The organism is Citrobacter sp. Cb080 (assembly GCF_030334745.1).
GTDB lineage: Bacteria > Pseudomonadota > Gammaproteobacteria > Enterobacterales > Enterobacteriaceae > Citrobacter > Citrobacter braakii.
In genome coordinates, this window is the sequence record NZ_JAOWDG010000029.1 from 121,327 (window position 1) to 135,577 (window position 14,251).

General features: G+C 53.3%; 12 protein-coding genes. 7 read left to right on the forward strand and 5 right to left on the reverse strand.

Going from position 1 to position 14,251, the window contains the following annotated elements:
* Window positions 1-34: 34 nt before the first annotated feature.
* From OGV38_RS04875 to hemH, 5 genes are all read left to right on the forward strand, one after another.
* On the forward strand, window positions 35-364 hold the full coding sequence (locus tag OGV38_RS04875; RefSeq protein ID WP_003021764.1) for a YbaB/EbfC family nucleoid-associated protein: 330 nt from the start codon (window positions 35-37) through the stop codon (window positions 362-364).
* Window positions 364-969, forward strand: coding sequence for a recombination mediator RecR (gene recR / locus OGV38_RS04880; protein ID WP_286473000.1), 606 nt, complete (start codon window positions 364-366; stop codon window positions 967-969). Before OGV38_RS04875 ends, recR begins: the two co-directional genes overlap by 1 nt.
* Before the next feature lie 110 nt (window positions 970-1,079).
* Window positions 1,080-2,954: a molecular chaperone HtpG gene (gene htpG, locus OGV38_RS04885; protein WP_016155877.1), complete on the forward strand. Its 1,875-nt coding sequence runs from the start codon at window positions 1,080-1,082 to the stop codon at window positions 2,952-2,954.
* 232 nt (window positions 2,955-3,186) lie between these two features.
* Window positions 3,187-3,831 carry an adenylate kinase gene (gene adk, locus OGV38_RS04890; RefSeq protein WP_003021773.1) on the forward strand — a complete coding sequence of 215 codons (645 nt, stop codon included), beginning with the start codon at window positions 3,187-3,189 and terminating at the stop codon, window positions 3,829-3,831.
* A gap of 180 nt (window positions 3,832-4,011) precedes the next feature.
* A complete protein-coding gene (gene hemH / locus OGV38_RS04895; protein WP_016152084.1) occupies window positions 4,012-4,974 on the forward strand; it encodes a ferrochelatase in 963 nt (320 codons plus the stop codon).
* On the opposite strand, the gene aes is transcribed toward hemH, so the two are convergent.
* Window positions 4,971-5,930: an acetyl esterase gene (gene aes / locus OGV38_RS04900; RefSeq protein ID WP_269518659.1), complete on the reverse strand. Its 960-nt coding sequence runs from the start codon at window positions 5,928-5,930 to the stop codon at window positions 4,971-4,973. The two genes, hemH and aes, sit on opposite strands and share 4 nt — an antisense overlap.
* A gap of 152 nt (window positions 5,931-6,082) precedes the next feature.
* Between aes and gsk the strand changes: the two genes are divergently transcribed.
* The gene (gene gsk, locus OGV38_RS04905) at window positions 6,083-7,387 is read left to right on the forward strand and encodes an inosine/guanosine kinase (RefSeq protein ID WP_016152086.1); all 1,305 of its coding nucleotides are present in this window, start codon (window positions 6,083-6,085) and stop codon (window positions 7,385-7,387) included.
* A 45-nt stretch (window positions 7,388-7,432) separates the two neighbouring features.
* On the opposite strand, the gene ybaL is transcribed toward gsk, so the two are convergent.
* Window positions 7,433-9,112, reverse strand: a complete 1,680-nt coding sequence (gene ybaL / locus OGV38_RS04910) for a YbaL family putative K(+) efflux transporter (RefSeq protein WP_016152087.1) — start codon at window positions 9,110-9,112, stop codon at window positions 7,433-7,435.
* 224 nt (window positions 9,113-9,336) lie between these two features.
* Window positions 9,337-10,557, reverse strand: a complete 1,221-nt coding sequence (gene fsr / locus OGV38_RS04915; RefSeq protein ID WP_016155879.1) for a fosmidomycin MFS transporter — start codon at window positions 10,555-10,557, stop codon at window positions 9,337-9,339.
* A 297-nt stretch (window positions 10,558-10,854) separates the two neighbouring features.
* On the opposite strand from fsr, the gene ushA reads away from it, so the two are divergent.
* Window positions 10,855-12,507, forward strand: a complete 1,653-nt coding sequence (ushA, locus tag OGV38_RS04920; RefSeq protein WP_286473002.1) for a bifunctional UDP-sugar hydrolase/5'-nucleotidase UshA — start codon at window positions 10,855-10,857, stop codon at window positions 12,505-12,507.
* Between the two features lie 181 nt (window positions 12,508-12,688).
* Here ushA and ybaK read toward each other — a convergent pair whose 3' ends face one another.
* Both ybaK and OGV38_RS04930 read right to left on the reverse strand, forming a co-directional pair.
* On the reverse strand, window positions 12,689-13,168 hold the full coding sequence (gene ybaK / locus OGV38_RS04925; protein WP_286473003.1) for a Cys-tRNA(Pro)/Cys-tRNA(Cys) deacylase YbaK: 480 nt from the start codon (window positions 13,166-13,168) through the stop codon (window positions 12,689-12,691).
* 200 nt (window positions 13,169-13,368) lie between these two features.
* Window positions 13,369-14,163, reverse strand: a complete 795-nt coding sequence (locus OGV38_RS04930) for a TraB/GumN family protein (protein WP_016155882.1) — start codon at window positions 14,161-14,163, stop codon at window positions 13,369-13,371.
* Between the last annotated feature and the right edge of the window lie 88 nt (window positions 14,164-14,251).

Below are 14,251 nucleotides of genomic sequence, written 5' to 3' on the forward strand. Positions count from 1 at the left end.
TCGTCATCCCTTAACGTGATTGAGAGAGAAGCCTATGTTTGGTAAAGGCGGTCTGGGTAACCTGATGAAACAGGCCCAGCAGATGCAAGAAAAAATGCAGCAGATGCAGGAAGAAGTCGCCAAGCTGGAAGTGACCGGCGAATCTGGCGCGGGTCTGGTAAAAGTAACCATCAACGGCGCGCATAACTGCCGTCGTGTGGAGATCGATCCAAGCCTGCTGGAAGACGACAAAGAGATGCTGGAAGACTTGGTTGCTGCGGCATTCAACGACGCCGCGCGCCGTATTGAAGAGACGCAGAAAGAGAAGATGGCCTCTGTTTCCTCCGGAATGCAGCTGCCGCCTGGCTTTAAGATGCCGTTCTGATGCAAACCAGCCCGCTGTTAACTCAGCTTATGGAAGCGCTGCGCTGTCTGCCGGGCGTTGGCCCGAAGTCTGCGCAGCGCATGGCGTTCACGCTGCTTCAGCGCGATCGCAGCGGCGGGATGCGTCTGGCGCAGGCGTTAACGAAGGCGATGTCGGAAATCGGCCACTGTGCCGATTGCCGCACATTCACAGAACAGGACGTCTGCAACATCTGCTCGAACCCGTGTCGCCAGGAAAACGGTCAGATTTGCGTGGTGGAGAGTCCGGCGGACATCTACGCCATTGAGCAAACCGGGCAATTTTCCGGACGTTACTTCGTGCTGATGGGACACCTGTCGCCGCTGGACGGTATTGGTCCTGATGATATCGGGCTGGATCGTCTTGAGCAGCGGCTGGCATCTGAGCAAATCAGCGAACTGATCCTGGCGACCAATCCCACGGTCGAAGGAGAGGCGACCGCCAACTATATTGCTGAGCTTTGCATGCAATATGACGTTGAGGCCAGCCGTATCGCCCATGGCGTTCCGGTTGGTGGCGAGCTGGAAATGGTCGATGGCACCACGCTGTCGCACTCTCTGGCAGGACGACACAAGATTAAATTCTGAACAAACGGAGGCCGCGACGGCGGCTTCCGCTTGAAATCCTTTCCGCTTGTCCCCATTTCACCCTCAACCTGTTTTTACCATTGAAAATGGCATTGTTGAGGTAGACCTACATGAAAGGACAAGAAACTCGTGGTTTTCAGTCAGAAGTAAAACAGCTTCTGCACCTGATGATCCATTCTCTGTATTCCAATAAAGAAATCTTCCTGCGTGAGCTTATCTCTAACGCCTCGGATGCGGCAGACAAGCTGCGTTTTCGCGCACTGTCTAACCCGGACCTGTATGAAGGTGACGGTGAGCTGCGTGTGCGTGTTTCCTTCGATAAAGATAAGCGTACGTTGACCATTGCCGATAACGGCGTGGGGATGAACCGTGATGACGTTATCGATCATCTGGGGACCATTGCGAAATCCGGTACTAAATCTTTCCTTGAATCCATGGGATCCGATCAGGCAAAAGACAGCCAGTTGATCGGCCAGTTCGGGGTTGGCTTCTACTCTGCGTTCATCGTGGCGGATAAAGTCACCGTGCGTACCCGCGCAGCGGGCGATAAACCGGAAAACGGCGTGTTCTGGGAATCTGCGGGTGAAGGTGAGTACACCGTTGCCGACATCACCAAAGACGATCGCGGCACCGAAATCACGCTGCATCTGCGCGAAGGCGAAGACGAGTTCCTTGATGACTGGCGCGTACGTTCCATCATCAGCAAATATTCCGACCATATCGCGCTGCCGGTAGAGATCGAAAAATCCGAAGAGAAAGACGGCGAGACCGTAGTTTCCTGGGAAAAGATCAACAAGGCGCAGGCGCTGTGGACCCGTAACAAGTCGGAAATCAAAGACGACGAGTACAACGAATTCTACAAACATATCGCGCACGACTTCACTGATCCGCTGACCTGGAGTCATAACCGTGTGGAAGGTAAGCAGGAGTACACCAGCCTGCTGTACATCCCGTCTCAGGCTCCGTGGGATATGTGGAACCGCGATCACAAGCATGGTCTGAAACTGTACGTTCAGCGCGTGTTCATTATGGACGACGCCGAGCAGTTCATGCCGAATTACCTGCGCTTTGTGCGTGGCCTGATAGATTCTAACGATCTGCCGCTGAACGTTTCTCGTGAGATCCTGCAGGACAGCACCGTCACCCGTAACCTGCGTAGCGCGCTGACCAAACGCGTACTGCAGATGCTGGAAAAACTGGCGAAAGACGACGCGGAAAAATACCAGACCTTCTGGAAACAGTTCGGCCTGGTGCTGAAAGAAGGCCCGGCGGAAGACAACGCTAACCAGGAAACGATCGCTAAGCTGATGCGCTTCGCGTCCACGCACACTGACTCCTCCGCACAAACCGTGTCGCTGGAAGACTACGTGTCGCGTATGAAAGAAGGGCAGGAGAAAATCTACTACATCACCGCAGACAGCTATGCGGCGGCGAAGAGCAGCCCGCACCTGGAACTGTTGCGTAAGAAAGGCATCGAAGTGCTGCTGCTTTCTGACCGTATCGATGAGTGGATGATGAACTACCTGACCGAGTTCGACGGTAAGGCATTCCAGTCCGTAGCCAAAGCTGACGAGTCCATCGACAAGCTGGCGGATGACGTTGACGAATCGGCAAAAGAAGCGGAAAAAGCGCTGACGCCGTTCGTTGAGCGCGTGAAAATCCTGCTGGGCGATCGCGTAAAAGAAGTGCGTCTGACTCACCGTCTGACCGACACGCCGGCCATCGTTACCACCGATGCGGACGAAATGAGCACCCAGATGGCGAAACTGTTCGCAGCTGCTGGCCAGGCCGTACCGGAAGTGAAATATATCTTTGAACTCAACCCGGACCACGTGCTGGTCAAACGCACAGCGGATACCCAGGACGAAGCGCAGTTCAAAGAGTGGGTTGAACTGCTGCTGGATCAGGCGCTGTTTGCTGAACGCGGCACGCTGGAAGATCCAAACCAGTTCATTCGTCGTATGAACCAGTTGCTGGTGTCCTGATAGCCGTAAGGTAATGCCGGATGATGCTAACGCGTGTCCGGCTTACACCATCTCGTCGATCCCTGGCCGGATACGGTGTTTACACCGCGATCCGGCATTTTCTCTCCTCATTTTTAATTTTCCCATCGTTAACCGTTTCAGCGTCGGGCGTCTTCCTTGAGCCAATTGCGTGATGGTGGTATCGTTTAGCGCTTTTTAAAAAATATCGACAACCTTTAAGGGGATTTTCGTAATGCGTATCATTCTGCTTGGCGCTCCGGGCGCGGGTAAAGGAACTCAGGCTCAGTTCATCATGGAGAAGTATGGTATTCCGCAAATCTCCACCGGTGATATGCTGCGTGCTGCCGTGAAATCTGGCTCCGAGCTGGGCAAACAAGCGAAAGACATCATGGACGCCGGTAAGCTGGTGACTGATGAGCTGGTGATCGCGCTGGTAAAAGAGCGTATTGCTCAGGAAGACTGCCGTAATGGTTTCCTGCTTGATGGCTTCCCGCGTACTATTCCGCAGGCTGATGCCATGAAAGAAGCAGGTATCAACGTGGACTACGTTCTTGAATTCGACGTTCCGGACGAGCTGATCGTTGACCGTATCGTGGGTCGTCGCGTACACGCTGCTTCTGGCCGCGTTTACCACATCAAATTCAACCCGCCTAAGGTTGAAGGCAAAGACGACGTGACCGGCGAAGAGCTGACCACCCGTAAAGACGATCAGGAAGAGACCGTACGTAAGCGCCTGGTGGAATACCATCAGATGACCGCTCCGCTGATCGGCTACTACTCTAAAGAAGCGCAGGCGGGTAACACCAAATACGCGAAAGTTGACGGCACCCAGGCTGTGGCTGACGTTCGCGCAGCGCTGGAAAAAATCCTCGGTTAAGTTTTAGCGCAGTCAATGCCGGATGGCGGTGTAAACACCTTATCCGGCCTACGATTTTATGTAGGCCTGATAAGCGCAGCGCCATCAGGCAAATTCTCGTCTTACCTTTCACAGCAATTAGTTCTTCTTTATCGCTTTTCCGCTACAATTATCAACAATTTGAATCGATAAGAGGCGGTAATGCGTCAGACGAAAACCGGTATCCTGCTGGCAAACCTCGGCACTCCCGATGCCCCAACCCCCGAAGCCGTTAAGCGCTACCTGCGCCAGTTTTTAAGCGATCAACGCGTAGTCGATACGTCACCTGCGCTGTGGTGGCCGCTGCTGCGTGGTGTGATTTTGCCGCTGCGTGCGCCACGCGTGGCGAAGCTGTACCAGTCAATCTGGATGGAAGACGGTTCCCCGCTGATGGTCTACAGCAAGGCGCAACAGCAGGCGCTGGCACAACGTCTGCCAAATACGCCTGTCGCGCTGGGGATGAGCTACGGTTCACCGTCGCTTGAAAGCGCGGTCGATGAACTGCTGGCAAGCGGAGTTGAACACATGGTGGTGTTACCGCTGTACCCGCAATATTCCTGTTCTACCGTGGCGGCAGTCTGGGATGAACTGGCGCGAATCTTAGCGCGTAAACGCAGTATTCCTGGTATCTCATTTATTCGTGATTACGCTGATGACAGCAGCTACATTGATGCGCTGGCCAAGAGCGCCCGTGATTCGTTTGCTCAACATGGTGAACCCGATTTGCTGCTGCTTTCCTATCACGGCATTCCGCAGCGCTACGCCGATGAAGGCGATGACTACCCGCAGCGTTGTCGCGATACGACTCGTGAGCTGGTTTCAGCGCTTGGCTTGCCGCCGGAAAAAGTGATGATGACCTTCCAGTCTCGTTTTGGCCGTGAACCGTGGTTGACGCCATATACCGATGAAACGTTAAAAATGCTGGCGGAGAAAGGGACCCGACATATCCAGGTCATGTGTCCGGGCTTCGCGGCTGATTGTCTCGAAACGCTGGAAGAGATAGCGGTGCAAAACCGGGAGATTTTCCTTGAGGCAGGCGGTAAGCAATATGAGTATATTCCGGCGCTGAATGCCACACCGGAACATATCGAAATGATGGTTAAACTGACCGCAGCCTACCGTTAAAGCTGCGCTCTGAAGTAACGCGCGCCCTCCCGCAACGCATCGTCGGCGGTTTTCATCATCCGCGAATAGTGCAGGAAGGCGTGCAACGTACCGGGGTACATTTTGTACTGGCAGGGCTGCTGATGCGCCTGTAGCGTCTGGAACAATAAGCGGCTGTCGTCAATCAGCGGATCAAACTCCGCACCGGCGATAAAGCACGGCGGCACGTCGCGCGTCAGGTCGTTATTAAACAGGCAATAGTATGGTGATTCACGATCGTCGGCGCTACGCAGGTACGCCTTTTCGTACATCTGCAGATCCTCGCGGGTTAAACCATCCCAGGCGCCGCCCATTAGCCGTCGGCTCAGTGAATCCTGCAGGCCGTAAAGCCCATACCACAACAGCACGCCAGCCACCTTGCCGCAGGCAATTTGTTTATCCCGCAACCACAACGCGCTGGCAAGCGCCAGCATGGCCCCGGCGGAATCGCCCGCAAAACCAATATGATTCACATTAAGGGAATAATCGCCAGCGTGCTGATAAAAGTACTGACAGACGGCGACAATCTCTTCGATGGCTTGCGGGTAGCGGGCCTCTGGCGCAAGCGAATAGTCGATGCCAATTATCGTGCACTGCGTATAGCGCGCCAGTAAACGCATAATGCGATCGTGGGTATCCAGATTACCGAGAATAAAACCGCCGCCGTGCAGGTAATATAGCGTCGCCTGGCTATGGGGCAGCGGAGCGTAAATTCGTGTGGCAACGGGGCCGCATGCGGTGGAAATAACGCATTCTCGGGTATTCATCTGTGGGGCATCAGCATTCCACAACTGCCGTTCATGAATGTAGTGTTTACGCTGGGCCACAAAGTCATCGGCAGCGGGCCACGGTGGCAAATCTTCGCGATGAAAATTCACCACACTTTTCATTTCATCCGAAATGTTGTCGAGTACGGGGATCTTGTTTTCCGGCTTCATAAAGCGCTCCTTGTGAAGGTGAGTTATTGTAGAAATTCATCCCGGATAAACTGCGATCTCACCGTCCGATATTGAAACTCAGCGCCGCATCGCATGCGCAGCGGGGAATGTGCTACCATGCATCGCTCAGCTAACCACCCGTAAAATCGACCATGAAATTTCCCGGTAAACGTAAATCCAAACACTATTTCCCCGTCAGCGCGCGCGATCCGTTGCTGCAACAAATTCAGCCAGAAAATGAAACCAGCGCAGCCTGGGTGGTGGGTATTGACCAGACGCTGGTGGATATTGAAGCCAAAGTTGATGATAACTTTGTAAAACGTTATGGATTAAGCGCCGGGCACTCTCTGGTGATTGCAGATGATGTCGCTGAAGCGCTCTACCAGGAACTGGTACGTGAAAATTTGATCACCCATCAGTTTGCGGGCGGTACTATCGGTAATACGATGCACAACTACTCCGTGCTGGCGGATGACCGCTCGGTGCTGCTGGGTGTGATGTGCAGCAATATCGAGATTGGCAGCTATGCGTACCGCTATTTATGCAATACCTCCAGTCGTACCGATCTGAACTACCTGCAGGGCGTAGATGGACCGATTGGTCGCTGCTTTACGCTGATTGGCGAGTCCGGTGAGCGTACCTTTGCAATCAGCCCAGGGCATATGAACAAGCTGCGGGCGGATAGCATCCCTGAATCGGTGATTGCCGGAGCGTCCGCGCTGGTGCTGACGTCCTATCTGGTGCGCTGCGAGCCGGGCGAGCCAATGCCGGAAGCGACCATGAAGGCGATCGAATTTGCTAAAAAACACAATGTACCGGTGGTACTGACGCTGGGCACCAAATTTGTCATTGCCGATAATCCGCAGTGGTGGCAGGCATTCCTGAAAGAGCATGTCTCAATTCTGGCGATGAATGAAGAAGAGGCCGAAGCGCTGACCGGCGAAAACGATCCGCTGCTGGCGTCCGACAAGGCGCTGGATTGGGTGGATCTGGTGCTGTGCACAGCGGGTCCGGCGGGTCTTTATATGGCGGGCTTTACGGAAGAAGAAGTCAAACGTAAAACCCAGCATCCGCTGCTGCCTGGGGCCATTGCCGAATTCAACCAGTACGAGTTTAGCCGCGCCATGCGCCATAAAGATTGTACCAATCCGCTGCGTGTGTATTCGCACATCGCACCGTATATGGGCGGTCCAGAGAAGATCATGAATACCAACGGCGCTGGCGACGGCGCGCTGGCGGCATTGCTGCATGATATTACCGCTAACAGCTATCACCGCAGCAACGTGCCTAACTCCAGCAAGCACAAGTTCACCTGGCTGACCTATTCGTCGTTAGCCCAGGTGTGTAAATATGCGAATCGCGTGAGTTATCAGGTGCTGAACCAGCATTCCCCGCGCCTGACGCGCGGTTTGCCGGAACGCGAAGATAGCCTCGAAGAGTCGTACTGGGATCGTTAAATCATGCACATGCCGGATAAGCGATAGCGTCATCCGGCAACGACATCAGCCTGTAACGACCACCTCACCAGCAGGCGGCGTTTCAATCAGTTCCAGCATGGTACGGGCGATTTCACGCTCACCCATGACGACCTGATTGGCGCCGCGTTCGGTAATGTATTCCACCTCGTCGTCATAATGCGCGCGGGCGATAATTTCAATCGACGGGCACTTCTCGCGTGCTGAAGCGACAATTTCACCCGCTTCATAGCCATTGGGAATAGTCAGCAGCAGCCAGCGTGCGCAATCCAGATGCGCCAGATTCATAATTTCTTCGTTGGCGGCATTCCCCAGCACCGCGCGGATCCCGCGCTCGCGCAGTTCATCCACTCGGGTGCGTGAGGTTTCGATAACTACCAGCGGGATCCCCGCAGCCATCAATTTCTCGCCCAGCAGGCTACCGACGCGCCCAAAGCCAACCAGCAGGGCGTGATTGCAGATATCCACCGGAATTTGCTTCTCTTCTTCAATAGCCTCTTCCAGCGTCTGTTCTTCCAGCGTTTCTGTTTTGGCGAGATATTTTTCTAACACCGCGAACAGCACCGGGTTAAGCATGATGGACAGGATCGCCCCCGCCAGCACCAGATTCTGTCCGGCCTGCGGCAGCAGGTTTAACGCCATGCCCAGACCCGCCAGGATAAAGGCAAATTCACCAATCTGCGCCAGGCTGGTGGCAATGGTGAGCGCTGTGCGTTGGGAGTGACCAAACAGGCGCACCAGGAAATAGGCGGCAAGGGATTTACCAAAGATGATAATCGCCAGCGTGCCCAGTACCGCCAGCGGCTGCTGAATCAGAATCATGGGATCAAAGAGCATCCCGACGGAAACGAAGAACAGTACGGCGAACGCATCGCGCAGCGGCAGGGTGTCATGCGCCGCACGGTGACTCAGTTCAGATTCGTTCAGCACCATGCCGGCGAAGAATGCCCCCAGTGCAAAGGAGACATCGAACAGCTCCACTGCGCCAAATGCGATACCTAATGCGAGGGCGAGGACTGACAGGGTAAACAGTTCGCGTGAGCCGGTTGCGGCGCTACGGGCCATAATCCACGGTACCAGGCGACGACCGACCAGCATCATAATTGCGATAAACGCCACCACCTTACCGATGGTAATGCCCATATCTACGGCCAGCGAGGCAAAGCCGACATCTTCTTTTTCCAGCATTCCAGCGACGGCTGGCAGGAGAACCAGCGTCAGCACCATCATCAGGTCTTCGACAATCAGCCAGCCAATGGCGATTTGCCCGCGCTGACTGTCAATGAGCTGCCTTTCTTCAAGTGCACGCAATAGCACCACGGTACTGGCGGTTGAAAGACACAGACCAAACACGATCCCAACCATCAGCGACCAGCCCATCACCGCTGAAAGCGCCATGCCCAGCAGCGTTGCCACCGCTATCTGGGCAATCGCGCCGGGAATGGCGATAGACTTTACCGCCATCAAATCCTTCAGCGAAAAGTGCAGCCCCACGCCGAACATCAGCAGGATTACGCCAAGCTCGGCCAGTTCAGGCGCTAACTTGGTATCAGCAACAAAACCAGGTGTAAATGGACCGGCCAGAACGCCCGCTAACAGATATCCCACCAGAGGAGAAATACGTAGTTTATTGGCAATCATGCCTAATATAAAAGCGAGCACAAGGCCGCCGACAATGGTGGTGATAAGCGGGGTGGCGTGATGCATTCCGTCTCCTTTGGTTGCTGTGATAATCCTGAAAACTCAAACGACGAGTAATAGTTTATGACAATTTTGATGTTTTTGTTTGTGAATAATTATTGAATTTTGATGAAAATAGGATTTTAGACGTAAAAAAGCACGGATCGGAAAAGTACAGCGGTATGTGAGAGGCAAAGGCTGATGGCTACTGTAAGTCTGACGGCCAAAATTTACTTTTGGCCGTCAGGAAATCACGCTTTATGTCGGTTATCAGGTAAGAATATGGTCAGTATCCCCAGTAGTGGCAGGAAAGCACATATTTTGTAGACCAAATCGATGCTGGTATGGTCGGCAATCAGCCCTAACACCGCGGCTCCCAAGCCGCCCATGCCGAAGGCAAAACCGAAAAATAGCCCAGAAACCATGCCGATACGGCCAGGAAGCAGCTCCTGCGCGTAGACCAGAATGGCAGAAAACGCCGATGCGAGGATAAAACCAATGATCACGGTTAAAATCCCGGTCCATTCCAGCGTTGCGTAGGGTAAAAAGAGGGTAAAGGGTGCTACGCCGAGGATAGAGCCCCAAATAACATATTTTCTGCCAATTTTATCGCCCAATGGTCCACCAATCACCGTCCCGGCTGCGACGGCAAACAGGAAGGCAAACAGGTGAAACTGGGCATTTTGTACCGATAATCCGAATTTTTGCATCAGATAAAAGGTGTAATAGCTGCTGATGCTCGCCATATAGAAGTATTTGGAGAAAATCAGCACCAGCAGGATGCTTACCGCCAGTACCACTTTATTCCGTGGTAACGGATTCACGATGGCGACTTTCGGTTTTCCTTTACTCATCCGGTGCTGCGCGGCATACCAACGGCTGATTTGCGCCAGAACGACAATCGCTAATAATGCAGCCAGCACAAACCAGGCCACATTACCCTTACCATATGGCGCGATGATGACAGCCGCCAGTAATGGTCCCAGAGAGCTACCAAAGTTGCCGCCAACCTGGAAAATTGACTGGGCAAGACCGTGACGACCGCCGGAGGCCATTCGCGCCACGCGGGATGATTCCGGGTGAAATACCGAAGAGCCGGTACCAACCAGCGCTGCGGCGAGCAGGACCATATGGAAACTGCCGGCCATGGCCAGCAAAACAAGCCCACTCAGCGTGAAGCACATCCCAATGGGCAGCGACCACGGCATTGGGTATTTATCCGTCCAGTAACCCACAACCGGTTGCAGCAGTGAGGAAGCAAGCTGGAAGGTTAGGGTAATCATCCCTATCTGCATAAACGTCAGCGAGAACTCTGACTGCAATAGCGGATAAATCGCCAGGATCAGCGACTGGATCATATCGTTTAGCAGATGGGAGAGGCTGATTGCCCCTAAAATGCCAAATGAGGTGCGTGCTTTAGCAACCGACGCTGACGCGCCAGCCACTGGCTGGGTTGGTTCACTTATTGCCATAGAAAGTCACTTCTGTTTGGGTTGCGATTATGAGGGTAATCTAATTTGTTATTATTACCTGACTAACATACCTGCGGAAGGTGTTTGAAGGAAGTCTCATTTCTGAAAACATTTTCGGCTATTATTTTCAGTAGCTGTAATTTTATGCCCGAACTAATTCGACTTACAGGTAGGCGGCAAACGCGAGAGTCCCAGGAGCTTACTGCATAAGCGACAGGGGGAAGTGAGCGCAGCCAACGCACATGTAATTTGAAGGATAACGGGTATGGCGGTTGATATTGAGTCAGGGAGTGAAATATGAAGTTTTTAAAACGGGGCGTGGCGCTGGCGTTATTAGCCGCATTTGCGCTGGCAGGTCAACCTGCACAGGCGTACGAAAAAGATAAAACCTACAAAATTACCATTCTGCATACCAACGATCATCACGGTCACTTCTGGCGCAGCGAATACGGTGAATACGGGCTGGCGGCACAAAAAACGCTGGTGGACGGTATTCGTAAAGAGGTGGCTGAGGAAGGAGGCAGTGTACTGCTGCTTTCCGGTGGCGACATTAATACCGGCGTACCGGAGTCCGATCTGCAGGATGCTGAACCTGATTTTCGCGGAATGAACCTGATTGGCTATGATGCGATGGCGGTCGGAAACCACGAGTTTGATAATCCGCTTAGCGTATTGCGCCAGCAGGAAAAATGGTCCAAATTCCCGTTTCTCTCGGCCAATATCTATCAGAAAAGCACCGGCGAGCGTTTGTTTAAGCCGTGGGCCATCTTTAAGCGCCAGGATTTAAAAATTGCCGTACTCGGTTTAACCACTGACGATACGGCGAAAATTGGCAACCCAAAGTTCTTTACCGATATTGAGTTCCGTAAACCTGCTGATGAAGCCAAATTGGTTATCCAGGAACTGAATATGGGGGAAAAGCCGGACATCATTATTGCGACCACCCATATGGGACATTATGACAATGGCAATCACGGCTCGAACGCGCCTGGCGACGTAGAAATGGCGCGCAGCCTGCCGGCGGGATCGCTGGCAATGATTGTGGGTGGTCACTCGCAGGATCCGGTATGTATGGCCGCGGAAAACAAGAAGCAGGTTGATTACGTACCGGGTACGCCGTGTGCGCCAGACAAGCAAAACGGGATCTGGATTGTGCAGGCGCATGAGTGGGGGAAATACGTGGGGCGGGCGGACTTTGAGTTCCGCAATGGCGAAATGAAAATGGTTAACTACCAGCTCATCCCCGTCAACCTTAAGAAAAAAGTGACCTGGGACAACGGTAAAAGTGAGCGCGTACTCTACACCCCGGAAATTGCAGAAAATCAGCAAATGCTTTCTCTGCTGACGCCGTTCCAGAATAAAGGTAAAGCGCAGCTCGACGTGAAAATTGGTAGCGTCAATGCGCGCCTCGAAGGCGACCGTAGCAAAGTCCGTTTCGTACAGACCAACATGGGGCATTTACTGCTGGCTGCGCAAATGGCGCGAACCAGCGCTGATTTTGGCGTGATGAGCGGCGGCGGTATCCGTGACTCCATCGAAGGCGGTGATATCACCTATAAGAGCGTGCTGAAAGTGCAGCCGTTCGGTAACATCGTGGTGTACGCCGACATGAGCGGGAAAGAGGTGATTGACTATCTGACCGCCGTGGCACAAATGAAGCCGGATTCCGGGGCCTATCCGCAGTTTGCCAACGTCAGCTTCGTGGCGAAAGACGGCAAGCTTAACGATTTGAAAATTAAAGGCGAACCCGTTGATCCAGCCAAAACCTATCGCATGGCAACGCTGAGCTTCAATGCCACCGGCGGCGATGGCTATCCGCGAATTGATAACAAGCCTGGCTATGTGAATACCGGGTTTATTGATGCGGAGGTGCTGAAAGAGTACGTGCAGAAGAACTCACCGCTCGATGCCGGTGCGTATGAGCCGAAGGGTGAGGTAAGCTGGCAGTAACAGGGCAATTTGGGGCATCATTTTATCCGCTCCTCCGGGCCGCCCTTCATGGCGGCCCAATAATCCTACTTATTACCTCTATGCTCCGGTTCCTGCACGCTGGCCGAGTCCAAACTGTCTTCACCAATCACACCCTGTAATCGCAGTAGGCTCAATCGCCGTATCACCGGGCAAAAGACAATTAATTACGGCGTGCGATATCGGCGAATTTCGCATCCAGAATTTTCGCCAAATCGCCCGCTGCCAGTTCAATATCCAGCCCGCGTTTGCCGCCGGACACATAAATGGTGTCAAACGTCTGGGCGGGAGCGTCGATGAGCGTCGGCAATCTTTTTTTCTGCCCCAGCGGGCTGATGCCGCCTACCAGATACCCGGTGGTTCGCTGCGCGATCATCGGATCGGCCATATCGACCTTTTTGGCTCCCAACGCCCTGGCGACTTTTTTGAGATCCAGTTGACCGGCTACCGGCGTAACGGCAACCGCCAGGTGCTTCATATCGCCATTCACGGCAACCAGTAGCGTTTTGTAGACCTGGTCCGCATTCAGACCTAACTTGCGTACCACTTCGTCACCAAAGTTCGTCTCGGACGGATCGTGATCGTAGGTGTGGATCTGGAAAGAAATTTTGTTTTTTTCGAGTAATTTAACGGCGGGTGTCATAGCAATTTTCCTGGCCCAGACAAAATACGACACAAGCATACGCCTGATGTCTGTCTAAAAAATAGTACCATCTTGCGCAATAGTGTTGGCAGGATGATGACTTTGAGCGACAATCGAACTACACCGATGCTTTAAGCGTCGGGATCATAATAATGATGAAATTCCTCTTTGACGGGCCAATAGCAATATTGGCCATTTTTTTACCGTAACATCTCCGGCAAATTTCCTTCTCCATACAAATGCAGCGCGCCAACGGCCACGACATAGTGCCCGGCAGGCATCGCCCTGAGTCGATCGCGCCAGGCCACATTACGCTGATGCATCAAAACGTCATACAGCGACTGGCTAAAAGTATTGGGTAGAGTGAGTTCGCTATTGCGTGGCGGCGTTTTAAGCCACCAGCCCATCATCTGTTGTAGCAGTCTGGCATTGGTATGCCAGTGCGTCAGGGTATCGTCCAGTAGAGCCAGTCCGTTATCGGGTAACTGACACAACAGCTCGATTTGGCTGGATGCGCCTTCCAGCTCGATTATGGGTTTATGCACCTGTTTTGCCGCATTCAGAAGTTGGTAATCAATGCCGTATTCTGCCCGCAACCCCAACTGCTGCGCCTGCGTTGCCTGCAAGACCATGGCGATTTGCCACAGCGGCTGGGTAGACAGCAGGGAAGAGGAAATACCCAGCTCGTCGGTGACTTTGTGCAGATTATCTAGCAGCTCTGGGCTGATGCGCTCTTCCAGTGCGGCAAAGGTCGGAAGGTTGGCAAACGGCGCGTCGTCGCCGGAAACATCGGCTTCGACAATGAGCGCATCGGCACGCTGGAGCTTTTTGAGTAATTTGGCAGGCAGAGGCGCCATATCGCGGCTGCCCATGTGAATACTGCCAATCAGATGAAAATGGCGGTTTCCGGGCAAGGAGATGTCGATGGCAGGCCAGGTATAGTGGTTGCCGCGTAGCGCGGTGAAAAATGATTTTACCCGGTACAACAGATCCATACGGCCTCCCTAAGTAGACTTCCATGCTAGCGCGTGGTCCTGGAAGGTGCAAATACACTTCATCATTCGCTCAGCCTCTTTATTGGCA

Bases quoted from the DNA above. Each gene is read 5' to 3' on its own strand.
- htpG (WP_016155877.1), top strand. From the start codon at position 1,080: ATGAAAGGACAAGAAACTCGTGGTTTTCAGTCAGAAGTAAAACAGCTT.
- recR (WP_286473000.1), top strand. From the start codon at position 364: ATGCAAACCAGCCCGCTGTTAACTCAGCTTATGGAAGCGCTGCGCTGT.
- OGV38_RS04875 (WP_003021764.1), top strand. From the start codon at position 35: ATGTTTGGTAAAGGCGGTCTGGGTAACCTGATGAAACAGGCCCAGCAG.
- aes (WP_269518659.1), bottom strand. From the start codon at position 5,930: ATGAAGCCGGAAAACAAGATCCCCGTACTCGACAACATTTCGGATGAA.
- fsr (WP_016155879.1), bottom strand. From the start codon at position 10,557: ATGGCAATAAGTGAACCAACCCAGCCAGTGGCTGGCGCGTCAGCGTCG.
- adk (WP_003021773.1), top strand. From the start codon at position 3,187: ATGCGTATCATTCTGCTTGGCGCTCCGGGCGCGGGTAAAGGAACTCAG.
- OGV38_RS04930 (WP_016155882.1), bottom strand. From the start codon at position 14,163: ATGGATCTGTTGTACCGGGTAAAATCATTTTTCACCGCGCTACGCGGC.
- gsk (WP_016152086.1), top strand. From the start codon at position 6,083: ATGAAATTTCCCGGTAAACGTAAATCCAAACACTATTTCCCCGTCAGC.
- ybaK (WP_286473003.1), bottom strand. From the start codon at position 13,168: ATGACACCCGCCGTTAAATTACTCGAAAAAAACAAAATTTCTTTCCAG.
- hemH (WP_016152084.1), top strand. From the start codon at position 4,012: ATGCGTCAGACGAAAACCGGTATCCTGCTGGCAAACCTCGGCACTCCC.
- ushA (WP_286473002.1), top strand. From the start codon at position 10,855: ATGAAGTTTTTAAAACGGGGCGTGGCGCTGGCGTTATTAGCCGCATTT.
- ybaL (WP_016152087.1), bottom strand. From the start codon at position 9,112: ATGCATCACGCCACCCCGCTTATCACCACCATTGTCGGCGGCCTTGTG.